The organism is Persicitalea jodogahamensis, assembly GCF_014651615.1.
Classification (GTDB): domain Bacteria; phylum Bacteroidota; class Bacteroidia; order Cytophagales; family Spirosomataceae; genus Persicitalea; species Persicitalea jodogahamensis.
The window spans coordinates 1,552,654-1,578,387 of the sequence record NZ_BMXF01000001.1; the positions used below are offsets into that span (position 1 = coordinate 1,552,654).

Below are 25,734 nucleotides of genomic sequence, written 5' to 3' on the forward strand. Positions count from 1 at the left end.
GATTTTTTGTTACTTTGGGGCTAAGTACCCGCATGGAATTCTCAACGAAGTAAATAGGGGCCTATGCCCTAGCACACACTGAACCAGAACGTTAAAAGTTACCTGCTTAGGCACGTAAGCCGGAAGACGCATGCCAGAATTCTTCCCATGCTTTCCGGCCATACCCAAGGCGGCTTACCCGCCTTGTTGGGACGACTGACCCAACCACGGCGCATTCCTGAAACGGTCTCCTACACCGGTTCGTTGGCCCTATGCCTCTGCGAAGGCCTCACCCACGATGGTTTTCTCCTTTTCATCGACCGGAACGAGCAGGGGGCCATCCAAAGTTTTATTGACTCATCCGAATACGATTCCTGTATAAACTTCCTTATTGGTCAGGTTACTAGTAGTATTTTCCTGCTTTGGGAAACCCCTATGCTTTTGTATTTCAATGAGAAAGTAGCGCGAGAACTACGGATAAGTCAATAGTGCTTGCAGTCAGGGCTGGTATGATGATTGTGCAGGCAATTTTTTTAGTACGCATACCGAAAGAAATACACACACACTAATAAGTTTGATCATGAATACGAAGCTTGTTTTCTATTTGTCTGCCAGGATACCTGTCTTCATAGGAGCCGCACTAATCTTACTACATCTACCAGGTAGTGCTCAGTCACAGCCTCTCCCCGTTGTACCCGACAATTTGAATTTTGGAGGTATCAATGTCCAATTTAATAAGCGCGCTAAGCGGCTTATTGAGGCCAATATTCAAGGACTTATGATTGACAGGAGGTTGTGGGAATCAAAAGTCAACCGCACCGCATTGTATTCCCCGATTCTTGAAGATATTCTTGCCCAGGAGGGTATTCCGCTTGACTTCAAATACCTGGCTGTGCAGGAGAGTTCACTCATGGCCGATGCGGTTTCCATAGTTGCAGAAGTAGGGTTTTGGCAGTTCAAGCGGGAAACCGCCGCAGAACTGGGGCTAATGGTGAACAAGCAGGTGGACGAGCGCAAAAACATCGTTTCCTCAACCCACGCCGCCGCGCGTTTGCTCAAGCGTAGCAATTCCCATTTTAACAACTGGTTTTCGACGTTATACACGTATTACTCTGGGGTTGATGTTAACAAAAGTACCATTCCCAAAAGATGGTCTTATGCCAAAGAGGTAGTGGTCAACGGTCGAATGGAACCGTATGTTCTTAGTTTTTTTGCCCATAAAATTGCAATGGAAGCAGCCCAGCAAACGTCATCAGACACCATTGTTCTACTCGAGTATCAAAATTCAGGGGGGCGCACGCTTGAATCCATAGCCAGCGAGCTCGCCCTGGATCTTGTCGAACTCCGCCAATATAACCGCTGGCTGGAAACAGCTAAAATTCCCGACGAAGGCTACCCGGTGCTGCTGCCGGTGCCAGCCAGCCGGAAGGAGGCAGTGCAGCAAAAGCTATCCCGGAACACGCAGCCTTCTGAGCCTGCAAATCTTCCCGTAGAGGACATTGGTTTTCCAGTTTTACGAAAAGTGAGCATCTCTTCCAAAAGAAGTAACGAGCCCACTTACTACGAAATCAACGGGCTTCCAGGCGCTCAGGCCAGATTGGATGACGGTGCTGCCGATCTGGCTAAAGCGGCTAAAATAAGTGTATCGAGTTTTCTTAAATACAACGACCTCGACGCCCCAGGCCCTCTTACGCCGGGAGTAGTGTATTATCTGGCAAAAAAAAATAAAGCAGCTGTCATACCTTTCCATGTCGTCCGCGCGGGAGAAACGATCTGGAGCATTTCTCAACTTTATGGGGTCAGAGCCAGCCAATTGCTGAAATACAATCGGATCAACACAATCAATCAACGATTACAGATTGGCCGGCTCATGTGGCTTATGAAACAACGTCCGGAGGATATGCCGGTGGAAATAATAAGCCGGCCGTTCCTGCTGGACGAAACCTCGACCGACAGCTCAGGAACCATTGCCAAAATTGACAGCAGTGCGCTGAATTCACCCAAAAACCCGATCAGCTCGCCGCAGTCGATGGATATTGACTCAAACGATACTGCCAGTGCAGCTCCTGGCGCCCTGACTAACCAGGTTGAAGACCTGGAAGCGTCTCGGCCGACGTATAAAGTGCCCCTAACCGTGGTGAACGAAATGGAGGAAGTCAATGCTCTTTTGAAAGATTTAATGTCTGCCGATGAAGAGATCAAGATGCTGATCGTGGTGATATCTAAAATGAAAGAACCGACATCCTCTGTGGCAGTCCCCGAACCAACACCCATAACCGTAATTCGGACTGCAGAACCTAACCTGCCCTCATTGACCCAAGCCGGAGGAGCCGCGGCCCCCATGGATAGTGTCGAATCCCCCGAATACCATACTGTAGAATTCGGACAGACTTATTTTAGCATTGCCCAGCTTTACGACGTGGAGGTAAAGGATTTGCTCGCCTGGAATCATCTCACAACCCGGAATTTGCTTGAGGTTGGACAACGCCTGATCGTCAGCCCTGTTCCCGACTCTTTTCGTGCTCCCGTAAGCCGTGAAGTCGCAAGCAAAGATCAATACCTGCTCCACAAGGTACGTCCGGGCGAAACCCTTTTCCGGATTTCCCAGATTTATAAAGCCGATATGGCCAAGATCAAGCAACTTAACAACATGTCTGATAACATCGTGATACTCGGCGAAACGATGAAAATTCCCAAAAATTAATTTTGTAAGCCACCTCAAAATCCCGGAACTCTCCTCTGAACCAACGCTTGCAGCTATCCGAATTACAGGAGTGCAAATGAATTGACCGTGATGACATCCACCGAAAAATCAATGGATAGGGCTCGATTTCAGGAGTTGAAATTGAAAGGGACGACTTGGCCGAATCGAGGCACCACTAGTATGGGGTAGTTTGGGAAGATAGTTGCAACACTTTATTGAATGGGTTGCAGGGGGCAAAAATGGGTTACAGATCCCGGCATTTATTACAAGAATTCGGGAAAATCGGCGTTGTTTGGTATATTTGAAGTGATGGTTACCTACTAAATTTTTACCGTCACTCCCCCGAATGGAATTTCTACCCAGGGAAATCGAGGCCTATGCCGAGGCGCATACCGAATCCGAAAGCGATCTGCTTCGGCACGTCAGCCGTGAAACTCACGCCAAAATTATGCGCCCCCGGATGCTTTCGGGGCACGCGCAGGGGCGCCTGTTGGCCCTGTTTTCCCGGCTGATCCGTCCCCGGCGTATTCTCGAAATCGGCACCTATACGGGGTACTCCGCGCTTTGCCTTTGTGAAGGTTTGGCCGACGATGGTCTGCTAATTACCCTTGACCGAAACGAGGAGCTAGAAACTTTCACCCGTAGTATCTTTGCAAAATCGGAATTCGCCTCCCGCATCGACTTCAGAATCGGAGAGGCGCTTGGCATTATCGCTACGCTGGACGAAACTTTCGACCTTGTTTTTATCGACGCCGACAAAGTTAACTACCGGGCTTACTACGATTTAATTGTAGAAAAAATGAAACCAGGCGGACTAATCCTGGCCGATAACGTACTTTGGAGTGGCAAGGTCGCCGACCCATCGGCGCACAAACGAGACAAGGAAACTCCGGCCTTACTGGCGTTTAACGAATATGTCAGAAATGACCCGCGGGTGAAGTGTCTGCTTCTTCCCATAAGAGATGGAATTATGATTGCCCAGGTTCTTTGAGATTGTATACCTTATTCTAACCCCATGAATTACAGAACTATCAACCCAATTCGCCAAGTCTTAGCGATTCTTTGTGCGTTTGCTCTCAGCTGGCCAGGTAGTGCTCAGGCTCAGGAAATCCCTGATGTGCCGGACAACGTCATGTTTGGCGGCATCAACGTCCGGTTCGACAATCGGGCCAAACGGGCGATTGAAGCCGACATTCGCAGCCTGATGTCCAACAAGCGATTTTGGGAAGCCAAGATGGACCGCGCTATTCTGTATTTCCCTATCCTGGAAGGTGTCTTGATCGAGGAAGAAGTACCATTGGACTTCAAGTACCTCGCCGTGCAGGAGAGTTCGCTCACACCCGACGCCGTGTCGACTTCCGACGCCGTGGGTTTCTGGCAATTTAAAAAAGAAACCGCGCAGGAACTGGGCCTTTTGGTGAATAACCAGATAGACGAACGCAAGAGTATTACGGCCTCTACCCGCGCCGCCGCCCGCTATCTGAAACGTAGTAACGAGCAGTACAATAACTGGGTGTCGGCCCTGTATTCTTACTACCTGGGCGTTGGCGGCATCAAGGAAATCATCCCGAAAAACTGGGCCTACGCCAAGGAGATTACCCTCGATGGCAAGACCGACCAATACGTACTTCGTTTTTTCGCCCATAAAATCGCACTGGAATCGGGTATGGAGCGCTACCGGACCGCCAATTCTATCGTGTTGCTGGAATACCGCAAAGGTCGCGGACGATCCTTTTCTTCCATTGCTCGCGAGTTGAGTCTCGATCCCCTCGAAATTCGCCGCTATAACTTGTGGACAGACTCGGATCAGATTCCAGCCGACCGTGAGTACATCGTTACCCTGCCCGTGGCCTCCAATCAGATCAATAATGTCCGGGAACTGCTTCTGATCACCCGGGAGGACCCGACCGTTAGCCTGGCCGACGAAGACATCGGTTTTCCGATTTTGAGCAAAGCCAGTGTACAACTGAAAGGACGTAATGACCCGATATTTTACGAAATTAACAGCTTGCCCGGCATTCAGGCCCGGCCCGGTGACAAGGCTGCTGATCTGGCCAAAGCTGCCAAAGTCAGGACTTCCAGCTTCTTGAAATACAACGATCTGGGTAGTCGCGATCCGTTGGTTCCCGGCGATGTTTATTATCTGGCCAAGAAAAACAAGAAGGCCATGGTGCCTTTCCATACGGTTCGTGAAGGCGAAACCATTCGCAGTATTTCTCAGATTTATGGCGTCAGAACGGGCCGCCTGTTGAAATACAATCGTATCAGTAGTCGCAACCAGCGACTGCAAACAGGGAGGGTAATGTGGCTCATGAAACGGAGGCCGGCCAACAAACCTGTCGAAATCATCAACCTGCCCCCATCGGGAGGCACGGTGCCAGGTCGTCCTTCCCCAAACATTACCGCTCCTGCTGCCCAGCCTGACACGCAACCCGAACTTATTGGTTCTACCAGCGATGTGCCGAAAAACGCCAGCGAAAGAAGGAAATATAAACCCAAACTGGCTGACTCAACCGCTGAGCCCGCGAATACAACGGGTGTCAGCTCGCCGGAAGTGACCGAGGAAACACCGCGCGAGTCCTCAGTGTACACCAAGCCCAACGCACCTGCTACTACGACTCCAACGCGCACTTCGAGCGCTAACAACGACCGGATCGTCATTATTGAACAGCAGGGGGCAGAGGATAAAACGCCGGATTTTGACTCTGAACCCGCCCGGACCAGTACGCCCCGTCCGACTACGCCACGGAGCAATCCGAGTACGGCCACCAGTAGCCCGAGCGCTTCTACCAGCCGCCCTGCTTCTACTTTTGGCACTCCGGCTACTTCCGGCAGCACCAGCAATAAGTACCACGCAGTGGAACCGGGACAGACGTATTACAGTATTTCCAAACTTTACAATGTCGAAATCAACGATCTGCTGGCCTGGAACGGACTCACGACCAACGACAAACTGGCCGTTGGGCAAAAGCTGATCGTGAATCCGACCGCCGTTACCAGCCGTACGGCTCCCGCAACTTCGGGGAGTGGTTATATCACGCACAAAGTTGTATCGGGGGAAACGCTTTTCCGCATTGCCAAAACCTACGACGTTTCGATGCAGGAAATCCAAAACCTCAACAATATGCCGGACACCAATGTAAAGCTGGGGGAAACATTAAAAATACCAAGGAAATAAGCTGTTGAGTACCTGAGTTTTTACAATTTGTATAGTAGGCAGCGACCAGTATCGATTTTTGCATAGGTACTTTGCCACTTTAAAAAAACCATGATTCTAATAGATAATACCTGCGTAAGCGACGACATTGCCGACCAGTTTTTTGTCTGCAATCTTGACAAGTGCAAAGGAGCCTGCTGCGTGGAAGGTGACTCGGGTGCGCCGCTGGAAGACCATGAACTGCCTATTATGAAGCAGATATACCGCCATGTGGAACCTTACCTGTCTGAGAGAGGAAAGGCCGTCATTGCGGCGGAGGGCGTATATACCAAGGACTGGGAAGGCGATGTCGTCACGCCAGTGATCGAGGGTAAGGAGTGCGCTTATGCTTTTTATGACAAAGAAAATATTCTGAAATGCGGTATCGAAGCAGCCTACAATGATGGGAAAATCGATTTCAAAAAACCCATCTCCTGCCATCTTTACCCCATAAGGGTCACGAAGTACGAGCAGTACCACGCCATCAATTACGACCGCTGGGATATTTGCAATCCTGCCTGTGCCTTCGGGGCCGAGTTGGGCGTACCGTTGTACAAGTTTTTGAAAGAGCCGCTTATTCGGGCCTACGGTGAAGCCTGGTACCAGGAGTTGGTCCGGGAGGTGGAAGAAAAAATTGCGGCAGCTGATGGCGCAAAGTGACTTTTTTGAGAATGTGTACGAAGTGGTAAAGCTCGTGCCGGTGGGCAGAGTGACTACCTACGGTGCTATAGCGGCCTATCTGGGATCCAAACGGGGGGCGCGCATGGTAGGCTGGGCCATGAATAACGCCCACGGAAGGCCTGATGTGCCCGCCCATCGGGTGGTGAACAGGAATGGCGTACTGACCGGAAAAAATTTCTTTGGGAGCAGCACCGAAATGCAGGAATTGCTCGAAGCAGACGGGGTAAAAATAGAAGGCGACCAATTGGTCGCCTTCAAAGAATGCTTTTGGGATCCGGGAATCGAGCTGTTATAAACCAAGCTGCTTATTCGATTCACTTTTTAATTTCTTGTCTTCCAGATATTCTACGTAGTAAGAACACCAGACTCCCGCTGTGATTGAGGCCATAAAGAATAGCAATGCTTCCATGTAAGGTCTTGTATGTGTAGTTACGTTTGGTTTTACAGCAGAACGCCGTAAAAAAACCAAACCAGACTGTCCAAACTTGCCTTTTTTGGGGAAATGGGGAACTGATTTCACAGCTTGTCTCACGCACTGCGCAATTCACTTCCACGCTTTCCGAGCGATATGAGCCACAAGCCGATGAACACGAATACCCCATTCAGGATCAATCGCTCGAAACCCAGTTTGTAGCCATCAAGCCAGGCGGCAGAATTTTCGTTAATGATGTAGGTCAAGATCGGAGCCACTACACAGACGATGGGCACCAATCGGTCGCGGACGGGTAGTTTCAGCAGCATTCCGAAGCTGAATAAGCCCAGTAAAGGTCCATAGGTATAGCCTGCAAGATCGAACACCGCCGTGATAACCTCCTTGCTATTCAGTCGGTTGAATACAAGAATTGCCAAATAGAACAGTACTGAAAAGCCGATATGAACCCAGAACTTGATGCGTGATCTCTGGGCTTCGGGCTTACCCTCCACATTCATGAAATCCACACAGAAAGCGGTAGTCAGGGCAGTCAGGGCGGAATCGGAACTGGCGTAGGTGGCAGCCGTGATTCCAAGCAAGAAAGTAATCCCGACGAGCAATCCCAGATTGTTCAGGGCCAGCATGGGATAAAAATCATCCGTTTTTTCCAGGAAAGGAATTCCCTTCTCAGCCGCGTAGAGGTATAACAACGCTCCCAGCGACAGAAAAAGCAGGTTCACGATGACCAGCACGACAGTAAACCAGAACATGTTTTTTTGCGCTTCGCCAATATTCTTGCAGGTAAGGTTTTTTTGCATGAGATCCTGATCCATGCCCGTCATAACGATGGCAATGAATGCGCCGCCAAAAAATTGTTTGAAGAAGTTCTTAGGGTCGTTGGCGTCCCAGTAAAAGATTTTGGAATACTCGCTTTGGCTAACGGTGGAAACCATTTCGGAGAAACCGGAAAGGTTGAGTTCACGGGACACCAGCACGATGGTAAGCACCACCGCCGTAACCAGAAAGGTAGTTTGCAGCGTATCGGTGATAATGATCGTTTTGATGCCACCTTTGAAAGTGTAAATCCAAATCAACAGGATGGTAATTGCCACGGCCACTTCGAACGGCACACCCAAGGGGCCGAACAGGGCAATCTGGAGCACGCCCGCAGCCACGTAAAGCCGGACAGCTGAGCCAAGCGTGCGCGACAGCAGGAAAAACGCCGACCCTGATTTGTATGACCAGAATCCAAAGCGTTGATCAAAATACGAGTAAATGGAAATAAGGTTTAGCCGGTAATAAAGCGGCATGAGTACGGTGCCTATGACCAGATAGCCGAGAATATACCCTAAAACGACCTGGAAATAGGAGAACTGGATGTTCAGGACCGCACCCGGAACCGATACGAACGTGATACCGGACAGGGAGGTGCCGATCATCCCGAAGGCTACCAGGTACCAGGGAGACTGTCGGTTGGCGGTAAAAAAGGTAGCGGTGTCGGCACCCCTGGAAGTGTAAACCGAGACGATAATCAACATCCCGAAGTAAGCAACCAGGATGGCAAGAGCAATGTAAGGATTCATTAATAATTGGTGGTAGATAGTGGATTACAGGAGGGGCCGGACAAGGCAAACAATTGGGTAGTTTGTTGGTTTTGAAAGGGGATAAACCTTCGAAAAGTGCTGTTTTTTAATTAATTTTGCAAGCAAACGTAAATTTGACTGGAATGCAAACTGATATAGATACCGACATTGAAATTTTGGAAGAAACCGTGGAAACGGAAGTGCGATCGCTGGTGGTGTTCAATGACGAAGTAAACACTTTCGACTGGGTGATTGAAACGCTGATAAAAGTCTGCGACCATGCCCCGGAACAAGCTGAACAATGTACTTTGATTATCCATTTTAAGGGCAAATGCTCAGTAAAGGAGGGAGAATTCGATTCGTTGGTGAGTATGCGGAACGAGATATGCCGTCGGGGTATCTCGGCGGAAATTCTTTGACGCTGCTCCCGCTTATTCCACGCCCGCTACCGTATGAATTACCCTTCGCAATTGATTGAAAACGCCGTTAACGAAATTTCCAAGCTTCCGGGCATTGGTAAAAAAACGGCGTTGCGTTTAACGTTGCACCTGCTTAAAAGGGAGGAGCCACAGACCCGTACGCTGGCCGATGCATTGCTGGCCATGCGCACCCAGACCCGATTTTGCAGCCGCTGTCATAATATTTCGGATGGCGAACTCTGCAATATTTGCAGTAGTCCCAAGCGTGACCCCTCTTTGTTGTGTGTGGTTGTGGATACCCGCGACGTGCTGGCGATTGAGAACACCAGCCAGTTCAATGGCACCTATCACGTTCTGGGAGGCATTATTTCGCCACTGGAAGGCATTGGTCCCGCCGATCTCAATATCGAATCACTGTTAAGCCGCATTGGTGATGAGGAAGTGAAAGAGGTCATTCTGGCTCTTAACCCTACGATGGAAGGAGACACAACGGCTTTTTATTTGCAAAAAAAACTTAAACCTACGGGAGTGAGAATCAGTACCATTGCCCGGGGCGTTCCTATCGGTGGTGACCTTGAATATGCCGATGAAGTGACACTGGGTCGGAGCATTGTGAGTCGGGTGGCTTACGATTAATTACTGGCTTTATAGGAAAGCGTTGTCTGTTCATCGGTGATTAGAGCGTAACTGGGTCTGATTAATGCATACCTTAGTAATGAAGTGTTTTTTTTATAACCCAAATCCAAAACGATGAAAGTCAAAATACTGAGTACCCTCGCAATTGTTTCCATAATGGCCGTAAGCTGTCAGGAATCCAAGCAAGGTGAAGGTGATACGACCACGGCAGACAGTTCTGCCATCACAATCGAAAAGCTGGAAGGTTCGGCTCAATATCCCGGCGCTTCTTTGGCGCTGGTGAGTCCCGCAAATACGACTATTGGTACCGCAGGCGAAACTGATTTTGCTTTCAAAGTGGGAGATTACGAACTGGGTACACAGACAGACAGCCCGGTGAAAAGTATGTTGGCCAACTCAGATAAGGGGCAGCATATCCATTTCATTCTGGACAATGATCCTTACTCTGCTCACTATGAGCCTGATTTTAAAAAGGACATTCCCGCCGGAACGCATTACATGGTGGCCTTTCTGAGCCGATCATACCACGAGTCTGTAAAAAATTCAAACTCGTTTGTAGCCAGAAAGCTGGTTGTGGGTGATGCCGGAACCGACGATATGAATGTGGATCTGGAAAAGCCTACCATGATTTATAGCCGTCCCAAAGGCGAATACAGCGGTGCGGACACCGAGAACCTCCTGCTCGACTTTTTCCTGCTTAATACTACCCTGTCAGAAAACGGAAACAAGGTAAGGGCAACGATCAATGGCAACGAGTTCATGATCACCGAATGGGCGCCACAGGTTATCAAGGGACTTCCAAAAGGAGAAGTGACTATCAAGCTCGAACTGCTCGATGCTGATGGTAACCTGATTCCAGGAGGGTTCAACGAAGTGACCCGCACGGTAACCCTGAAAGAATGAGCAAGCAGCATTTAATCCAAGACCAAAAAGAATTCCGTGCAGTACTTACACGGAATTCTTTTTGGTTAAAGCCCCGATTTTTTTTCAAAACTTTGCGCTAAAAAGCCGTAATAAGTGATAAATAGCAACACCAAGTAAGCTTCCAACTCTTTTTCAAACCCTAAGACCCACAACTAGTATGAATCGCATTGAGTTTTTACGTTCGCTGGCCGGTACCACACTGGCCGTTGGCGCGTTGTCCACCCAGTCGGCTTGCCAGACTTCCTCCAAGGAAAGTGCCGAAATGATGGCTCCCTATTCCCAGAAGCCCCTTGCTTACGATTTTGGAGCATTGCAGCCCTCCATTGACGCACAAACGATGGATATCCACTACAACAAACATGCGAAGGGCTATGTTGACAAGCTCAACGCTGCCGTGACGGGTACGGAGTACGAAAAAATGAGCCTGGACGATATCCTGAAAAACATCAGCAACGCCCCCGAAGCGATCCGTAACAACGGTGGCGGTCACTGGAATCACAGTTTTTTCTGGGAGGCGATGGCACCGGGAAAGGGTGGCACGCCAACGGGTGCAGTCGCCGAGGCCATCAACGGGCAATTCGGTTCATTCGACAGCTTCAAGGAGGCATTTGGCAAAGAAGCATCAGGCCGCTTTGGTTCGGGCTGGGCATGGTTGGTAGAGCAGGATGGCAAACTTGCCGTTGGATCGACGCCCAACCAGGACAACCCGTTAATGGGCATCTCTGAATTCAAGGGAAGGCCCTTGCTGGGACTCGACGTTTGGGAGCACGCTTACTACCTCAAGTACCAGAACAAACGCGGCGACTATGTGAGTGCATTCTGGGACATAGTCAACTGGGATCGCGTGGCGGAGCTGATGAAAAACGGAAAATCTTAATTCTGGGATTTTCATTTTCAAGACTATTCAGGATGAAAACAAAAGAGGCCCGGAATCGACCGGGCCTCTTTTGTTTTCAAAAACTCGTAAAGCAACGCCTACTCAGCAGGAACAACGTTGATTTTTATCGTGTGCTTCACCTCCTTATGCAGGTCGATGACGGCGTCGTAAGTACCAACTGATTTTACTTCCTCCACGGTGATTTTCTTACGGTCGATGTCGAAACCTTTGGCTTTCAGAGCATCGGCTACCTGCGTGTTGGTAACACGACCGAAAATGCGGCCGCTCTCACCCACAACGGCAGGAATGTTAATTTCTGCCTCACCAATAGCGGCCGCGATTTCTTCGGCCTCGTTTTTCATCTTTTCGGCCTTGTGTGCCGCCTGGCGGATGTTTTCTTCCACCACCTTTCGGTTGGAGGAATTGGCCAGCAACGCGTATCCTTGTGGGATAAGGTAATTGCGGCCGTAGCCGTTCTTCACCGACACGATGTCGTTCTTATAGCCGACTTTGGCAATATCTGTCAATAATATGATTTCCATTTCTTGCGATCTCTTTTACGTGATTACTTCAATTGATCGGCGACAAACGGCATCAGTGCCAGGTGGCGCGACCGCTTGATGGCCTGGGCCACTTTGCGCTGGTACTTCAGGCTGGTGCCGGTCAGGCGGCGGGGAAGGATACGTCCTTGCTCATTGACGAGCTTCAACAGGAAGTTGGGATCCTTATAGTCGATGTATTTGATGCCCGCCTTTCTGAAACGGCAGTACTTCTTGCGATTCTGGGTCTTGTCGATTGGTTCGTTTACAAGTGTCATGGCTTATGCTTCAGCTGGTTTTTGAGATTCATCAATAGCGGCTTCCTTTTGCTTATTCATCAGCCCCTTACGCTTTTTCTCGTTATAGGCGATGGCGTGCTTGTCGAGTGCGACAGTCATGTGACGGATCACACGCTCATCGCGGCGGAATTCGGTGTCGAGCAACGCGATGACGTTGCCCGGTGCGGTGTACTCCATCAAATTGTAGAAGCCCGTGTTCTTCTTCTGGATAGGGTAGGCCAGCTTGCGCAGTCCCCAGTCTTCCTCGTGTACCAGTTCCGCGCCGTTGTCGGTGAGGATTTTACGGAACTTGTCAACGGCGTCCCTCATCTGGGCCTCAGATAAGATGGGAGTTAAAATGAACACCGTTTCATACTGATTGTTCATACGAAATGAATTGGTTATTTGTTAATTTTCTCAAAATGAGGGTGCGAAAGTAGGAGTTTTCAGCGGAAAAAGCAAATCGACTGTCTATTTCACTATAAAATCTCCCTGCCCGATCTTGAATCCTTCACTGTATAGCTCGACGGTGTACTTGCCATCTTTGAAAGGGACTCCGCCACGGCCATACATGATGTCCATTGTTTGGCCAGTGTTGTTGAAGTTGATGGCTTCCTTGGAGCTGTAAATCATCTCCCGACCATTATGAATGAAAGCCCCCGAACCCGTGGCCATGTCGGAAAGTACGGCTCCGTCCGGGTCGAGGATGCGGAGATATACCTCCTTACGATCCTGCTTGGCTACGGCATTGGGTGCCAGCCGGAAGTCGATCCTCAATTTGTCGATGCGGCGCGCCTTGTAGCTTCCACCGTCGCGTTCCTTTCCTTTCGAGGAGAGGGCATTTACCGAAATGTTCTCAGCGCGAAGGGCAGAGGCAATCGTGACTTTTTCGTTTAGTTCGCGGTTTTGTACGGCATAGTTGGTGACCGAATCCGAAAGCAACTGTTTTTCGTCTTCCAGTCCGGTTACGGCCAGATTCAGCTCCTCATTTTTGGCCGTGACGATCCCCAATTCCTCCTTCAATTGGGCGATTTCGGTATCTTTTTGATTCAGGATCGATTCGTAGTTACGGATTTTGTCTTCATATTTTTTGGCTGAGAAGGCATTGGAATTTCGCAGCGCCTGCCGGTCCCGCTCCAGCTCCTGCTTCAGCACGATTAGTGAATCTACACTACCACCCAATTGCTGAATTTCGGCAATTTTGGCATCCAACTGCACTGAGATCGAATCAAGTTTGTTCTTGGTGGACAGCACCTCGTCGGTCTTGGCGGCGATGATGGTATCTTTGTCGCGGTTATTCTGCCTTTCCTGGTAGTAGAAATAAAATAGCACGACGTTCAGAATAGCCAAAACGGCCAGTGCAGCCCAAAGCAGGGTGCGGCGGTCTTGTTTTTGATCTTGATTGTAATCCATACGGAGTTTCAGTTAGGTTAAAGCAATCGTGGTAGAATCGGTTCTTTAAATAAGCCGCAAATATACCATATTATTTTTACATCAATTATAAGTAGTTAGTAGTCAGATTTTTAATGGGAGATATATCAGTAAAGGAAAATATTGCCGAAGTCGAAAGTCATTTGAAGCCCAGTGTTACACTGGTGGCCGTCACCAAAACCAAGCCCCTGCATATTCTGCAGGAGGCCTACGACGCAGGCTGCAAAGTCTTTGGTGAGAACAAGGTCCAGGAAATGGTCGAAAAACACGAGGAACTACCCAAGGATATCGAGTGGCATATGATCGGTCACCTGCAGACCAATAAAGTCAAATATATCGCACCCTTTGTCTCGCTCATTCATTCGGTGGACAGCCTGAAAGTACTTAAAGAGATCAACAAGCAGGCCAAAAAGAACAACCGAACCATTGACTGTCTGCTGCAAATCCATATTGCCGAGGAAGAAACCAAGTTTGGGCTGTCGGAGCAGGAAACAGCGGACCTACTGGATTCTGGCGAATTCGGGGCCATGGATAATATTCGTATCCAAGGGTTGATGGGTATGGCCACCTACGATGCGCCCGATGCCCAACTCCGGAAAGAGTTCGGTGGATTGCGTCGGATTTTTGAGGATCTGAAGAAAAGGGAAAGCGAAAAAATGAACATGCAGATTCTGTCAATGGGCATGAGTAACGATTTCCTGATTGCCATTGAAGAAGGCAGCACGATGGTGCGAGTGGGCAGCGCTATTTTCGGAGCCAGAAAATGAAGTACTTTCAGAAACCCGCTTATTATTTTGCCGGAACGGAAACCTTCTTGTCAATGGCACTCAGTACGGTGTTCAGAGGTAGTTGTGAGCAGGGATAGCCTTCCTGGCGAATAAGAACGCAGTTCGCTCCGCTGCCATAGGCACCGGAATAGGGGTTGTATGACGCAAATTCATTTAGAGAACCCATAAGTACGAAGCCGAAAGTACCGCTGGCGTTGGCCAGATGCGCCGGGCCGCTGTCCAGCCCGATGAAATATTCGGCTCGCCGAATCACCTCCGCCGTTTCCAGAATCGACAACCTGCCGCAGAGGTTGCGGTAAGCGGGATGGGAAACCGCTAAATTGCTCGCCAGGCCCATTTCCACGACTGGCATCCCGTACTTGTCTGCCAGCTGCGGAATCAATGCATTCCAACGGTCAGCGGGCCAATCCTTGGGGGCGTAGTTCGACTGGCAATGCACGGCGATGAAGCGCTCAGGTAGTTCCAGGGTATCCACTTTCCGTTGGTGCCTTTCCTGCAAATAGAGCCTGGGCTGTTCATCTTTCGGAATGGGTAGTCCGCCTACCTGCGCAAAAACTTCCAGCAAATTTCCGAAGTTAAAATAGGTGTGCACGTTGATACCCTTTGCTATCGCCAGCGGATTTTCTACAAACACATCACAGACCGGACAATGATTGTTGTTGCGGAATTGCAATTCGTAGACCTGATCAAACACGCTCGTTTTCAGAAGTACCTGCCGCTGGGTCACGCAGAATTCCGGGAAGGACTCGTCTACGTTTGGATTCGTGTCCACAAGTTCTTTGAATACCGGTTTGACAAACCAAACGATGTGGGCATCGGGGTGTAAGGCCCGAACCTGCCGCGACAGCGGCTCGACGGCCACAATATCGCCGAAGTGCTCCGTACGGATCACGGCGACCAAATCTTTTTTCAGACGTCTCTTCTTCGAACTGAAATAAAGTTGAGCCCGGTAAGCCAGAAGATGTGCTTTGGCGATATGGCTATACTTGCGGTAGCGGTGCTTCCAGAGGGCGATAAAGGATTGCAGGCTCATTCGTGTGCGGCGTTCATTTGCGCCGCAAGTTAGGGAAGAAAATTGTTTTGGGGTTTGTGCCTGGCGTTTGGTACTTTCTTGTGGCTGAAAGATAGAGTTTTGGACGTATACAGAATTGTACATAAAGGAGGCAGATACGGAAAGTACCTCCTATTACCCCAGCAGCTCCATCACCGCTTTCCCTTTGCCATCCGGGGTAGTATAAAAAGGCCGTCTCTCAACCTCGTAGTTAGTATCCGGTGGGATGCCCAGCGCGTGGTAGATCGTCTGATGAATACCGTCGATTTTTACTGGATTTTCGATGGATTTGCAGGGCCGTTCGTCGGCGGTTTTGCCATAGACAAAGCCGCGTTTCACGCCACCGCCAAACATCAGCATGGAGCAGCCATCGGTGAAGTGGCGGTGCATGCCGTAGAACTTCATATCCGAAAGAATATCCGGCTGATTAACCTGTTCCTTGACCTTTTGATCGGGGCGGCCCTCCACCATCATGTCGCGGCTGAATTCGCTGGCCAGTACCACCAGCGTGCGGTCGAGATGCCCGCTTTGGTCCAGATCCTTAATTAGTTGCGCCACGGGGCCATCGATCATCTTCTTCATATCGGCCATCCGGGTATGCCCATTCTCGTGGGTATCGAAGCCTTTGAACGGCTCGTACTCGGTCGTGACGCTGATGAACCGCGCACCTTGTTCAGTGAGCCGACGCGCCAGCAAGCAGCCTAGGCCGAATTTTCCGGTGTTGTACTTATCGTAGCTTTCCTGCGGTTCGGTGCTGAGGTCGAAGGCTTTGGCCTCGGGCGAATTAAGCAGTGCATAAGCTTGCTCCATCGAGCGGCGCAGTGATTCCTTCTGGTAGTCGCTGCCGTATTCGCCCACCGGGCTGCTGCTGATCAGATCATTATACAGCTGGTTGCGTCGCTCGAATCGTTTGGCGTCCATGCCTATGGGCGGGCGGACGCTATCCAGTCCCTGCGTCGGGTCGGGAATGAAAAAGGGACCAAACTCATTGCCCAGAAATCCCGCCGTGTGAAAAGCTTTTAATTCTTCCGCCTCACCTACGGTGAACCGCTGTCCTATATCCACAAAAGCCGGAATGACCGGGTTTTTGGGGCCTAATTCTTTGGCAATCCATGCCCCTATGTGCGGTGCGGCCACAGTCTGGGGCGGTTCGTAGCAGGTGTGCCAGTTGTACTGATGCCGGGAGTGCAGGATATGGCCCAGGTCAGCGGCAACGTAGGAGCGGATCAATGCGCCTTTGTCCATCACTTTACCAATGGCTTCCAGGCCCTCGGAGAAGTGAATGCCATCCAGTGCCGTCGGTACCGAAGGGAAAGTACTTAGCACGCGATTACCTTCCATGTCTTTCTCGAAAGGTGTGTAGCGCTTGGGGTCGAAAGTTTCGGTATGGGCCATGCCTCCGGCCATCCACAACAGGATCACCGTGTCAGCGGTGCCATCGGTGCGGCCCTGTACTTTGCTGCAACTTGATAAAAAACCGGACACCGGCGCACCCGCCGCCAATGCAGCCAGCGTGGCAGCGCTTGTGCGCTGTAAAAATTCTCTGCGATTCCAGGTTTGTGTCATGGTACTTTTAAGTAACGTTCGCATGAAGGAGGAGGGAGTAAAATTTCTGGCGCCGTAGTTTTCATAAGTTGTAAAGTCCTTTTTGCCTTTATCCTTCCTTCAAAATATCAGCTGAAATTCAGGATGCAGCACAATTGCCCAGGCCAAATCCTCTATTCCTTCGACACTGGGGGTCTTACCCAGCATTTTTTCGGCCACCGCTAGTTCCTTTGAAACCGGATTTCGACCTAATGCCCGGCGATAAAGAGCTTTTATGAGAGCATCTGACTGCGGGTACTTGGCTTTCCAGCGCTCCGCTCCCTGCTCAATGGAAGAATTGAACTTCTCACCGTTAGTCAGTTCGAGGGCTTGCAACAAGTTCGCCTGTGAACTGCGGCCGGTACTTACTGTCTCGCGATTGGGCCGTCCCAACGCGGTCAGGAACGGGTCGTTTTTCACTAGCGCAGCCCGGGGGAAGGGAATTTCCTGGGCGATGGTTTCGGGTAAGCGCTTGAACTCAACCGCTGAATCAGGGTAGACGGGGTTGAAGGCCACGCTCACCGCGTCGGCGAACTGCTCGGCGGTGAGGCGGCGGCGTACCATGCCGTTGAAGACGTAATTGGGTGAGGTGAGTATGTCCGGCTCCTTTACACCGACAGAAGGCATTTGATAGGTTTTAGAAGTCAGTATCGTAAACATCAGTTTTTTGATGTCATAGCCGTTTTGTACAAAGTCATAGGCCAGCCAATCGAGCAGGTCCTGGCTCCATGGCAGATTGTCCATTACATCCACCGGCTCGACGATTCCGCGCCCCATGAGTTGCGCCCAAATCCGATTAACCAGTGTACGGTACAGACGTCCGTCCTTAGGCTGGACCAGGAAATCGGCCAGTTCGCGGAGCCGTTCCTCAGTAGGAGCGTCTACGCTAATTTCGCCTAAATCCTTGAAAAGTATGGCCCGTCCGGCCATCTTCCCGGTGGGCTGGTCGCAGCGATTGATTTCCAGGAGCGTGTCAGAAAAAATATTGGCAAAAGCGTAGGCATCGGCCAGCTTCCAGTCGCTCACGAAGCTGTCGTGGCACGAAGCACATTTGAGGTTCAACCCTAAAAATACCTGCGCCACATTCTGCGCGGCCTGCATCTCGACCCTTTGGCTGGAATTGATAGTACCGCGCCATTTGATGCCTTTCACAAATCCAGCGGACTCTTTGGTAGGACTCACGAGTTCACGCACAAACCAGTTGTAGGGCTTGTTGGATTTCAGGGAATTATACAGCCATTTCGTGATATCGGAGCGCCCGCCCGTGATGTAGCCCGTGCCCGAATAATCGTTGCGCAGGGCGTCGTTCCAAAACGTGAGCCAGTGCTGGGCATAGTCCTCGTTACGGTTCAGTAGTTCCCGCACCAGTGTTTCCCTTTTGTCAGGGCGGCTATCCGCCATGAATGCTACTACCTTTTGAGGCGGTGGCAACAAACCGATCACATCCAGAAATACCCGACGGATGTAAACACGATCACTCACGGATTCCTGCCAGGCGACTTTATTTTGCTTAAAATAAACGTTGACAAATCGGTCCACGGGATTGGAGAGCCCGGCCACGGCAGGCGGTAAATCAGGGTTACGCGGCTCGAGCGGAGCGACGCGGAAAATACTCTTCTCCTCCCCACTGGGCCAGGGTGCACCCTGCTTGATCCAGAATTCGAGAACTGCCACTTCTTTCTCTGTAAGTCGCTTGCCTTTGGTTGGCATGGCATCGTCGTGGCCAGTGGGTAGTTTGATACGCCGGATCATTTCACTTTTTTCGGGCTGACGAGCCACCAATACGATACCGTTTTCGCCGCCTTTGTCGATAAACTCCCGCTTGTCGAGCCGTAGTTCACCTTTGCTCTTGGTAGCCCCGTGGCAACTGTAACAGTTATGCGCCAGGATGGAGCGTACTTCCAGGTTCAATTCCGCCACCTGTGTTTCGGAAAGGGGCTGACCATCATTGGAAGCAAATGAAAATTGAGTCGCATCAAAATCAGTTTCCCGTGCTTCATTAGTATGAGGCAGAACGCTGGTAAGGTAGTCGTCGCCATGAGTGAGCATAGCGCCGTAATGTCCCGCGACGCTGACTCCAACTACGGTGAGAATCAGCATGGAATGAAATGCCCCCATACGCCCTGAGCGTAGCAGCCATAGGGTCAGCAATGACAGCGACATGGTGGCTATGCCCGCCCACTGGTGAAATTCTACCGCTTCTCCGCTGTAGTCTTCCACGTTGGCCAGCAATAATCCGAACGCCACCGCTACCACCGAACTCACCGTGCCGATCCAGACCAAGGCGGCGGTACCCGCGCGAAAGTTTTTGTTGTGACTGCGCCAATCGAGAATTTCCAGTAGCAGGGCCACGCACAACAAACCTACCGGGAAATGTACAATCAGCGGATGGAGCCGGCCCAGAAATTGCCAAAGCCAGAAGTTTTGTATTGCTTCCTGCATCAGAGGTGATTTTTTTTCTTGTTAAGAATAAAGGTAACAGGGCAGAAGTTCTACTAAAAAAGAAGGTCTGCCGATGCCACCAGCAGACCTTCAATTAATTACAGGATAGAGGAGCCGAAAATGGTCTCGCTAAATCACAAAAATTTGAAAACTTTACGCTCCCAGCGTCCAGTCTCCGCGGTAGTCACGCTTCACGAACTGGTTGGCGGCATCAAAGTTGGTCACTTTCATGTTCTTGCCATCCCACAACAGTTTTTTGCGGCCAGGGAAAGTGAAACCCTTACCGTCGGCGCGTGGCTCGCGAAGCGTGTAGCTGCGGATGCCGAGGTTACCCATGATGACGGTTTCGTTCAAGGGACCAGCGTAGTCGAAAGACGACCGCAGCTCTTTGTGTTCCTTGCTGTTAAAGCCAGCTTTGCAGGCGTCGGTCCAGGCGACATGGTGACCATACTCAGGCAATGGTGTGTACTTGGTATCGAACTCACCGCTCTTGGTCATTTCCATTTTCTTACCGTCTTTGGTGTAAAGCTTCGGTACGAGGCCGTAAGTACCGCAGGTCATCACTCCCTTATCGCCGATCAGGATGGCACCGTTAGAGCTGTCATCGTCGCCCAGCGGATCGTTGGCGGGAATCAAGTCGGGGTGGGCGGGGCGCAGGCCGCCATCGTACCACACCATCTTGACTTCCGATTTGTTATTTTTAGTAGCCGGGAATTTCAGTTGCGTGCGCGACGAGGGGGGGCAGCCCTCCGGAATGTACTCAGGGTCCCAGTCTTTCAGGAACACCGAGCCCACACTACACTCCACTTCCGTGGGATAGCCCAGACCCAGCACCCGGAAAGGAGGGTCGATCAGGTGACAGCCCATGTCGCCAAGAGCGCCCGTACCAAAATCCCACCATCCCCGCCACTTGAAGGGATGATACGCGGGAGTGTACTCCACCCAGGGAGCAGTGCCCACCCATAAATCCCAATCGATAGTAGAAGGTGCGGGACCTTTGCCCGTGGGTACCGGAATACCCTGCGGCCACACGGGACGGTTGGTCCAGATGTGCACCTCATTTACGGTACCGATCAGTCCTTTCTTGAACCAGTCGATCATCTGCTGCTGACCGGGATTGGAAGCACCCTGGTTGCCCATCTGGGTTACGACTTTGTATTTCCGGGCGCCTTCGGTGAGCATTCGGGTTTCGTAGATGTCGTGCGTAAGCGGCTTCTGACCGTATACGTGCTTGCCGAGCTGCATGGCGGCCATGGCGGCCACGGCATGCTGGTGATCGGGCGTCGAGATGGTTATGGCATCGATATCTTTGCCCATTTCATCAAACATCTTACGGAAATCCTTGTATTTCTTGGCATTGGGATGCGCATCGAAACTCTGCTTTCCGCGTTCCCAATCCACGTCGCAGAGGGCCACAATATTTTCTTTACCATTATTAAAGGCATTCCTGACATCGGATGAACCTTTGCCGCCTATACCAATACCGGCGATATTCAGCTTATCACTGGGCGCGCGGAAGCCTTTACCCAGCACGTGACGCGGCACAATGAAGAAGCTGCCGAGTGCGGAGGCACCCACTGCTGCCGCCGTGCCGTTTTTTAAGAATTTGCGCCGCGAAACGGTGCCTTTTTGGTCTTTATGATCCATGATTAAGGTTAACTAGGTTTTTGATACAACGTATAAAATATAAAAGGGGGCTTTTAGTACAAATTACCCTCTTTCTGTTGCTGGAAAATTTGGTTTTATTTGGACAAGCTGCGTTTCAGACTTCTTAACGTCTTCTCGAGGTTGTTCTTGTATTCGGTAAAAGGGCTGTAGCCTGTCCGGCCCATAACGGGCTGGTTCAGATAGGTATTTTCGATCAATTCACCCGTAAGAATGTTAGTCGGGCGACGCATATACATCTTTTCGATGGGGATATCCGACCAAATGGGCGAGTAATACATGCAATCTTTAAAGAAATAATGGGTCACCTGGCTGTGCCGGGTGCTGCCGGGTCGCAGAATGGGCTCACCTCCGTGAAACAGGTTTGCCGACCAGATCAGCGCCTGCCCTTTCCTGACGTGAAACACCTCTTTCTTTTGCCCGGTTGCTTCCATCAGGTCCTGCACAAAATTCTCATAGGTGAGGTACTGGTTGTATTGCGTGACATCTTTCGAGCCCTGCAGACTGATGTCGGCCATGTCGTAAAAAGGTAGTTTGTGGCTGCCTGGATAGTAATGCAATGGTCCGTTCGACTCGTCGGTGTCTTCCAGGGCCACCCATACACCGCACATGAAGCGCTGGGGCACGGAATAGAAATGAATTGAATCGCTGTGCGTTTTCTGCTGCGAGCCCACGTGGAAGTTGAGCGTCTGGAAGGGGAAAGGCTCCCGACGATACAGAATTCGCAGCATGTCCATGATTCGCTCGCAGCCCGCCACTTCTTTTACAAGCGGAGTGATTTTCCAGGCATCCTGCAACCTCGGGTCGTTGTAGTGCGGGGCAAGAAGCTCGACAATCCGGTCGAAGGTACTTTCCGGCAAGCCGGTCTCCATGATGAGATAGCCACGCTCAGCGTACTGGCGGGCCATCTCTTTGGTGGCTTCATCCAAAGGCGATTCTTCCAGTTCCTGCTGGAAAAAGGGTGAATCGACCCAGGGCGTATTCATGTGATAGTCTTTCATTTTTGAGGAGGATTGTGAAGTATTGAATGTACCTTGAATAGGGACTACTACGACTTTATCTGCCTAATAGTCTGAAACCCGAAGTTAATCAAAATAGCTTTTCTGCCAATGGCATACCTTTTATGTGATGGGTAGTTTGGAGGAATTTTTGGCGAAATTCAAAAAAGGTCGTAAGGTTGAATCCAGCACTGGCTTTCGGCTGATTCTGTTTTCGTGAAGATTCTTCAAACCCAAAAGGTCAGAAAGTTAAACCTGCCCGCGTAGTTTTGTTCCAAGGGCATCAAAAATGTAGTTGCCAAAAGGAGATTTCTCCGCTCAAAGAGATACTACCAATCCACTGAAATGTACCATTCCCTCCAACGTTTTCGGCGTAACGTTCAAGTCATTGCCCAAAAGTCGTATCTGATTTTCTCACTGGTCTTAGGCGTAGGAACACTCCACGCTCAGTCGATCGATTCGCTGGCCCTGGACCGATTGTCGGATGCCGTAGTCGAGCTGCAGAACTCCGAACTCATGCGGAACGGCGTTTTTACCTTCTGCCTGAAATCTGCCAAAAACGATCGGACAATTCTGGGTATCAACCAAGAGCAGTCAGTACCCTCGGCCTCCACACTTAAACTGGTTTCCACAGCCACCGTTTTGTCAGTGCTGGGCGGGGACTACACGTATCCTACCTACCTGGAGTACGACGGACAAATCGTTCAAGATACCTTACGGGGCAACCTTTACCTGCGCGGTACGGGTGATCCGTCGCTGGGCAGCGACCGTTTCGACGGTGTCCCCGACGGCGATCAATTGCTCAACCGCTGGACCGTCGCCGTGCGCCGGGCGGGCATCCGCTATGTGCAGGGGCAGGTTGTGGCCGATCCTACCATTTTTGATGATAAGAATCTTGCTGATACCTGGGTGTGGGGTGATCTGGGCAACTACTATGGTGCGGGAGTGCAGGGCCTGAATTTCCGCGAGAACCTGTACCGCGTTTCCTTTAAGGCAGGCCGCGACGTAGGCGACCCGACCGAGGTGATCAAGCTGGAACCTGATTTGTCTTATTTGAAGTTGGAAAACCGCGTTACAACGGGTGAAGCCGGGTCGGGCGATCAGGTGTATATTTACGCCAGTCCGCTCGGTGACCAGGTTCTGCTGACCGGGACGGTGCCGCGTGGCTCATCCGCTTTTACGGTGAAAGGAGCCGTGCCGCGGCCCGCCTACGTGGCCGCTTTTGGCCTTTCACAAGCCCTGAAAGCAGGCGGCGTCGGGGTTGCCGGTGAACCCGGCGTACTACCCAAGTCTCCGGCCATTGCCGCGCCGCGCACCGTCATCGACCAATATAACTCACCCACGCTACGGGAATTGGCCCAGCAAACCAATTGGTGGAGCATCAATCTTTACGCCGACGCTTTTCTGAAAACGGCGGGCGTCCGCCTCAATGGAAAGCCAGACTTTGACGAAGCCGCCGAGGCCGAAGCAGATTATTGGCGAAAGAAAGGGGCGGATATGCGCGGTTTTTTCGTCAAAGACGGCAGCGGCCTATCGCCCACCGGATCGCTCACGGCGCAGAATCTGACCGACGTACTGAACGCCGCTACCAAAGACAAGAATTTTACTGATTTCTACAATAGCATCGCCGTTCTCGGCGAAACCGGAACCGTCCGAAACATTGGCCGGCGCACTAAGGCCGCCGGTAACGTCCGCGCCAAGAGTGGCTCTATCGGTGGCACCCGCGCCTACGCGGGCTACGTCACCACCAGGGAAGGAGAGCGCCTTAGTTTCACGATGATCGCTCACAAGTACCTTCCGGATGGCAGCCGCACGGTGAGTCTTCGGCTTAGGGAATTGCTGGTGCTTTTGGGGGAACTTTGAAAGGATGAATGGGAGAAAAGGATGCTGGCGCAGGTAGTTTCCTTTCCTCCCATCTCCTTTTATCCAATTTTTTCTACCGTGAGGTTCTGATTCGTGTAAATGCACAAATCACCCGCGATCATCAGCCCTTCGCGGACCATTTCTTCGGCGGTGAGTTGAGAGGCGTGTTTTTTGAGGGCGGTGGCGGCGGATAAGGCGTAGTTGCCACCTGACCCAATGGCGGCAATACCGTTTTCGGGTTCCAGCACATCGCCTGTGCCGGAGATGACCAAAATCTCTTCCTGATTGGCCGTGATAATCATCGCTTCCAGCTTACGCAGGTACCGATCGGTACGCCATTCTTTGGCGAGTTCGATGGCGGCGCGCTTCATGTTGCCGCCGTAGGCGTTGAGTTTTTCCTCAAATTTTTCCAACAGCGAAAAGGCATCCGCCGTGGACCCGGCGAAGCCTACCAGGATTTTGCCGCCCTGTAAAGCGCGAACTTTTTTGACATTACTCTTGGCGACGGTATTTCCCATCGTGGCCTGTCCATCGGCCCCGAGGGCCAGCATCCCATTGTGCAGGACGCCCAGGACGGTGGTAGCATGTATCTTTTCCATTTTGATATATAATGATTGGAGGTACTTACCTAAAAAAAATGATTCTGGCCGGAGCCTGAATCGGGAAGTATAACCGGGATTTGAGTGGGAACGTTCGGAACGAAACTTTACAAATCTTCTTTTGGCGTATGATGCCCACTTTTACGAAGACTTCACGATAGCTTATCCTGACTTTGCTGGCGCGACACATGATTGGAAAACTTGGCGCGTAGCGATTCGGCCAGATGCGGCAGCGAAGCTAAGCGGGCGACGAGTTCATAGTCACCCTTTTGTTTTAAAACGACATCGTTTACCGTCTGGATCGTGACGTCAGTTTCAGCGGCTTCTGTAAGTGCCAGAGCATCCCCCGCCGCGATGATCCCCGGTTCGACTACCCGAAAATAAATGCCTGGACGCCCCAGCTGAGCAAATCGTCGGGTCATGCCAGGGTCGTCGAAGCGTACGTTTAACTTATAACACGGAAACCGGGGCTGAACTGCTCGCAAGAGTGCCGTGCCTGCCCGAAAAAGATCCCCGATTCGTACTTCGGATTCGAGCAATCCTTCGGTCGTGAGGTTCTCACCAAAAAGACCGGGTGTCCAGTCGGAGCGGGCGATTTCAGATTTCCAAACTGCATAATGTGTCAGGTCGTAGGCATAAACCGCCTTATCAGGCCCGCCGTGAACGGTTAAGTCGGCCTGGCGATCCCCCTGCAAATTGACAAAATTCAGCGGGATCGGCCCGGTGACGGGCTCTTTGAAAATGCCCGTGGTAACTATCCGCCCTTCCCACTCGACCGTACGGGGCAGCCCGACGTTGACAGAATGAATTTGCACAACTCAGCACGTTTTTAGGATAAGGAATTTGTTAATTTTTAGGCTTGGAGTTCCGCTTCGGGTCTTTGGCCGGTTGTTCCTCGCGGACTGTCTGATTGAGATGGGGTTGAGCTAATACGGCGTCCCACAAGGTATCGCCGCATTCATCCTGAATGAAGATTTCTTCATCCTGCTTCTTTGTTTTTTTGGGTGACGTAGTATTCATATGGTGCCGGGGTTTTTCCAGATGTTGGGAAAATGCAGATTAGTGCCAGTTTATTCCGGAATTGA

25 protein-coding genes are annotated in these 25,734 nt (G+C 50.9%); 12 read left to right on the forward strand and 13 right to left on the reverse strand.

What is annotated here, in order from left to right; translation table 11 throughout:
* The first annotated feature begins 147 nt into the window (after nt 1-147).
* The 6 genes from IE117_RS06385 (at nt 148) to IE117_RS06410 (ending at nt 6,855) form a co-directional block, all read left to right on the forward strand.
* Nucleotides 148-468: an O-methyltransferase gene (locus tag IE117_RS06385; protein ID WP_189563474.1), complete on the forward strand. Its 321-nt coding sequence runs from the start codon at nt 148-150 to the stop codon at nt 466-468.
* Between the two features lie 289 nt (nt 469-757).
* A complete protein-coding gene (locus tag IE117_RS06390; protein ID WP_189563475.1) occupies nt 758-2,683 on the forward strand; it encodes a LysM peptidoglycan-binding domain-containing protein in 1,926 nt (641 codons plus the stop codon).
* A 346-nt stretch (nt 2,684-3,029) separates the two neighbouring features.
* The gene (locus IE117_RS06395) at nt 3,030-3,674 is read left to right on the forward strand and encodes an O-methyltransferase (RefSeq protein WP_189563476.1); all 645 of its coding nucleotides are present in this window, start codon (nt 3,030-3,032) and stop codon (nt 3,672-3,674) included.
* 24 nt (nt 3,675-3,698) lie between these two features.
* The gene (locus IE117_RS06400) at nt 3,699-5,861 is read left to right on the forward strand and encodes a LysM peptidoglycan-binding domain-containing protein (RefSeq protein ID WP_189563477.1); all 2,163 of its coding nucleotides are present in this window, start codon (nt 3,699-3,701) and stop codon (nt 5,859-5,861) included.
* Nucleotides 5,862-5,951: 90 nt separating this feature from the next.
* Nucleotides 5,952-6,539 carry a DUF3109 family protein gene (locus IE117_RS06405; protein WP_189563478.1) on the forward strand — a complete coding sequence of 196 codons (588 nt, stop codon included), beginning with the start codon at nt 5,952-5,954 and terminating at the stop codon, nt 6,537-6,539.
* Nucleotides 6,526-6,855, forward strand: a complete 330-nt coding sequence (locus IE117_RS06410; protein WP_189563479.1) for an MGMT family protein — start codon at nt 6,526-6,528, stop codon at nt 6,853-6,855. The genes IE117_RS06405 and IE117_RS06410 overlap by 14 nt, the downstream gene beginning before the upstream one ends.
* Before the next feature lie 233 nt (nt 6,856-7,088).
* Here IE117_RS06410 and IE117_RS06415 read toward each other — a convergent pair whose 3' ends face one another.
* Complete coding sequence (locus tag IE117_RS06415; RefSeq protein ID WP_189563480.1) at nt 7,089-8,555, reverse strand: sodium:solute symporter; 1,467 nt, start codon at nt 8,553-8,555, stop codon at nt 7,089-7,091.
* A gap of 143 nt (nt 8,556-8,698) precedes the next feature.
* Here IE117_RS06415 and IE117_RS06420 point away from each other — a divergent pair, with 143 nt between their 5' ends.
* The 4 genes from IE117_RS06420 to IE117_RS06435 all read left to right on the forward strand — a co-directional run bounded on the left by IE117_RS06420 (nt 8,699) and on the right by IE117_RS06435 (nt 11,411).
* Nucleotides 8,699-8,974: an ATP-dependent Clp protease adaptor ClpS gene (locus tag IE117_RS06420; RefSeq protein ID WP_189563481.1), complete on the forward strand. Its 276-nt coding sequence runs from the start codon at nt 8,699-8,701 to the stop codon at nt 8,972-8,974.
* A 33-nt stretch (nt 8,975-9,007) separates the two neighbouring features.
* Nucleotides 9,008-9,610 (forward strand): recombination mediator RecR, encoded by a 603-nt coding sequence (gene recR, locus IE117_RS06425; protein WP_189563482.1) that lies wholly within the window; start codon nt 9,008-9,010, stop codon nt 9,608-9,610.
* 114 nt (nt 9,611-9,724) lie between these two features.
* Nucleotides 9,725-10,513: a hypothetical protein gene (locus IE117_RS06430; RefSeq protein ID WP_189563483.1), complete on the forward strand. Its 789-nt coding sequence runs from the start codon at nt 9,725-9,727 to the stop codon at nt 10,511-10,513.
* Nucleotides 10,514-10,691: 178 nt separating this feature from the next.
* Nucleotides 10,692-11,411: a superoxide dismutase gene (locus tag IE117_RS06435; protein WP_308439266.1), complete on the forward strand. Its 720-nt coding sequence runs from the start codon at nt 10,692-10,694 to the stop codon at nt 11,409-11,411.
* Between the two features lie 98 nt (nt 11,412-11,509).
* Here IE117_RS06435 and rplI read toward each other — a convergent pair whose 3' ends face one another.
* From rplI to IE117_RS06455, 4 genes are all read right to left on the reverse strand, one after another.
* A complete protein-coding gene (gene rplI, locus IE117_RS06440) occupies nt 11,510-11,953 on the reverse strand; it encodes a 50S ribosomal protein L9 (RefSeq protein WP_189563484.1) in 444 nt (147 codons plus the stop codon).
* A gap of 23 nt (nt 11,954-11,976) precedes the next feature.
* Nucleotides 11,977-12,228: a 30S ribosomal protein S18 gene (gene rpsR / locus IE117_RS06445; RefSeq protein WP_189563485.1), complete on the reverse strand. Its 252-nt coding sequence runs from the start codon at nt 12,226-12,228 to the stop codon at nt 11,977-11,979.
* A 3-nt stretch (nt 12,229-12,231) separates the two neighbouring features.
* Entirely contained in the window at nt 12,232-12,615 is a 384-nt protein-coding gene (gene rpsF / locus IE117_RS06450; RefSeq protein ID WP_189563486.1) for a 30S ribosomal protein S6, read from the reverse strand.
* Between the two features lie 84 nt (nt 12,616-12,699).
* A complete protein-coding gene (locus IE117_RS06455) occupies nt 12,700-13,641 on the reverse strand; it encodes a DUF8428 domain-containing protein (RefSeq protein WP_189563487.1) in 942 nt (313 codons plus the stop codon).
* Nucleotides 13,642-13,754: 113 nt separating this feature from the next.
* On the opposite strand from IE117_RS06455, the gene IE117_RS06460 reads away from it, so the two are divergent.
* Nucleotides 13,755-14,426 (forward strand): YggS family pyridoxal phosphate-dependent enzyme, encoded by a 672-nt coding sequence (locus tag IE117_RS06460; RefSeq protein ID WP_229580410.1) that lies wholly within the window; start codon nt 13,755-13,757, stop codon nt 14,424-14,426.
* A 22-nt stretch (nt 14,427-14,448) separates the two neighbouring features.
* Here IE117_RS06460 and IE117_RS06465 read toward each other — a convergent pair whose 3' ends face one another.
* The 5 genes from IE117_RS06465 to IE117_RS06485 all read right to left on the reverse strand — a co-directional run bounded on the left by IE117_RS06465 (nt 14,449) and on the right by IE117_RS06485 (nt 22,190).
* On the reverse strand, nt 14,449-15,480 hold the full coding sequence (locus IE117_RS06465) for a glycosyltransferase family 9 protein (protein ID WP_189563488.1): 1,032 nt from the start codon (nt 15,478-15,480) through the stop codon (nt 14,449-14,451).
* A gap of 153 nt (nt 15,481-15,633) precedes the next feature.
* A complete protein-coding gene (locus tag IE117_RS06470) occupies nt 15,634-17,064 on the reverse strand; it encodes a DUF1501 domain-containing protein (protein ID WP_189564260.1) in 1,431 nt (476 codons plus the stop codon).
* Between the two features lie 99 nt (nt 17,065-17,163).
* Complete coding sequence (locus IE117_RS06475; RefSeq protein WP_189563489.1) at nt 17,164-19,524, reverse strand: DUF1549 domain-containing protein; 2,361 nt, start codon at nt 19,522-19,524, stop codon at nt 17,164-17,166.
* A 153-nt stretch (nt 19,525-19,677) separates the two neighbouring features.
* Nucleotides 19,678-21,171, reverse strand: a complete 1,494-nt coding sequence (locus IE117_RS06480) for a Gfo/Idh/MocA family protein (protein WP_189563490.1) — start codon at nt 21,169-21,171, stop codon at nt 19,678-19,680.
* 95 nt (nt 21,172-21,266) lie between these two features.
* The gene (locus tag IE117_RS06485; protein WP_189563491.1) at nt 21,267-22,190 is read right to left on the reverse strand and encodes a phytanoyl-CoA dioxygenase family protein; all 924 of its coding nucleotides are present in this window, start codon (nt 22,188-22,190) and stop codon (nt 21,267-21,269) included.
* Between the two features lie 342 nt (nt 22,191-22,532).
* On the opposite strand from IE117_RS06485, the gene dacB reads away from it, so the two are divergent.
* Nucleotides 22,533-24,050 (forward strand): D-alanyl-D-alanine carboxypeptidase/D-alanyl-D-alanine endopeptidase, encoded by a 1,518-nt coding sequence (gene dacB / locus IE117_RS06490; RefSeq protein ID WP_189563492.1) that lies wholly within the window; start codon nt 22,533-22,535, stop codon nt 24,048-24,050.
* Nucleotides 24,051-24,109: 59 nt separating this feature from the next.
* Here the strand turns inward: dacB and hslV are convergent, their stop codons facing one another.
* From hslV to IE117_RS06505, 3 genes are all read right to left on the reverse strand, one after another.
* A complete protein-coding gene (hslV, locus tag IE117_RS06495) occupies nt 24,110-24,649 on the reverse strand; it encodes an ATP-dependent protease subunit HslV (RefSeq protein ID WP_189563493.1) in 540 nt (179 codons plus the stop codon).
* Between the two features lie 152 nt (nt 24,650-24,801).
* On the reverse strand, nt 24,802-25,464 hold the full coding sequence (locus tag IE117_RS06500) for an MOSC domain-containing protein (RefSeq protein WP_189563494.1): 663 nt from the start codon (nt 25,462-25,464) through the stop codon (nt 24,802-24,804).
* A gap of 31 nt (nt 25,465-25,495) precedes the next feature.
* Complete coding sequence (locus tag IE117_RS06505) at nt 25,496-25,669, reverse strand: hypothetical protein (protein WP_189563495.1); 174 nt, start codon at nt 25,667-25,669, stop codon at nt 25,496-25,498.
* Nucleotides 25,670-25,734 lie beyond the last annotated feature (65 nt).

Excerpts from the sequence above, each read along its gene's own strand:
- IE117_RS06385 (WP_189563474.1), top strand. The coding sequence starts at position 148 with ATGCTTTCCGGCCATACCCAAGGCGGCTTACCCGCCTTGTTGGGACGA.
- IE117_RS06390 (WP_189563475.1), top strand. The coding sequence starts at position 758 with ATGATTGACAGGAGGTTGTGGGAATCAAAAGTCAACCGCACCGCATTG.
- IE117_RS06395 (WP_189563476.1), top strand. The coding sequence starts at position 3,030 with ATGGAATTTCTACCCAGGGAAATCGAGGCCTATGCCGAGGCGCATACC.
- IE117_RS06400 (WP_189563477.1), top strand. The coding sequence starts at position 3,699 with ATGAATTACAGAACTATCAACCCAATTCGCCAAGTCTTAGCGATTCTT.
- IE117_RS06405 (WP_189563478.1), top strand. The coding sequence starts at position 5,952 with ATGATTCTAATAGATAATACCTGCGTAAGCGACGACATTGCCGACCAG.
- IE117_RS06410 (WP_189563479.1), top strand. The coding sequence starts at position 6,526 with ATGGCGCAAAGTGACTTTTTTGAGAATGTGTACGAAGTGGTAAAGCTC.
- IE117_RS06415 (WP_189563480.1), bottom strand. The coding sequence starts at position 8,555 with ATGAATCCTTACATTGCTCTTGCCATCCTGGTTGCTTACTTCGGGATG.
- IE117_RS06420 (WP_189563481.1), top strand. The coding sequence starts at position 8,699 with ATGCAAACTGATATAGATACCGACATTGAAATTTTGGAAGAAACCGTG.
- recR (WP_189563482.1), top strand. The coding sequence starts at position 9,008 with ATGAATTACCCTTCGCAATTGATTGAAAACGCCGTTAACGAAATTTCC.
- IE117_RS06430 (WP_189563483.1), top strand. The coding sequence starts at position 9,725 with ATGAAAGTCAAAATACTGAGTACCCTCGCAATTGTTTCCATAATGGCC.
- IE117_RS06435 (WP_308439266.1), top strand. The coding sequence starts at position 10,692 with ATGAATCGCATTGAGTTTTTACGTTCGCTGGCCGGTACCACACTGGCC.
- rplI (WP_189563484.1), bottom strand. The coding sequence starts at position 11,953 with ATGGAAATCATATTATTGACAGATATTGCCAAAGTCGGCTATAAGAAC.
- rpsR (WP_189563485.1), bottom strand. The coding sequence starts at position 12,228 with ATGACACTTGTAAACGAACCAATCGACAAGACCCAGAATCGCAAGAAG.
- rpsF (WP_189563486.1), bottom strand. The coding sequence starts at position 12,615 with ATGAACAATCAGTATGAAACGGTGTTCATTTTAACTCCCATCTTATCT.
- IE117_RS06455 (WP_189563487.1), bottom strand. The coding sequence starts at position 13,641 with ATGGATTACAATCAAGATCAAAAACAAGACCGCCGCACCCTGCTTTGG.
- IE117_RS06460 (WP_229580410.1), top strand. The coding sequence starts at position 13,755 with ATGGGAGATATATCAGTAAAGGAAAATATTGCCGAAGTCGAAAGTCAT.
- IE117_RS06465 (WP_189563488.1), bottom strand. The coding sequence starts at position 15,480 with ATGAGCCTGCAATCCTTTATCGCCCTCTGGAAGCACCGCTACCGCAAG.
- IE117_RS06470 (WP_189564260.1), bottom strand. The coding sequence starts at position 17,064 with ATGACACAAACCTGGAATCGCAGAGAATTTTTACAGCGCACAAGCGCT.
- IE117_RS06475 (WP_189563489.1), bottom strand. The coding sequence starts at position 19,524 with ATGCAGGAAGCAATACAAAACTTCTGGCTTTGGCAATTTCTGGGCCGG.
- IE117_RS06480 (WP_189563490.1), bottom strand. The coding sequence starts at position 21,171 with ATGGATCATAAAGACCAAAAAGGCACCGTTTCGCGGCGCAAATTCTTA.
- IE117_RS06485 (WP_189563491.1), bottom strand. The coding sequence starts at position 22,190 with ATGAAAGACTATCACATGAATACGCCCTGGGTCGATTCACCCTTTTTC.
- dacB (WP_189563492.1), top strand. The coding sequence starts at position 22,533 with ATGTACCATTCCCTCCAACGTTTTCGGCGTAACGTTCAAGTCATTGCC.
- hslV (WP_189563493.1), bottom strand. The coding sequence starts at position 24,649 with ATGGAAAAGATACATGCTACCACCGTCCTGGGCGTCCTGCACAATGGG.
- IE117_RS06505 (WP_189563495.1), bottom strand. The coding sequence starts at position 25,669 with ATGAATACTACGTCACCCAAAAAAACAAAGAAGCAGGATGAAGAAATC.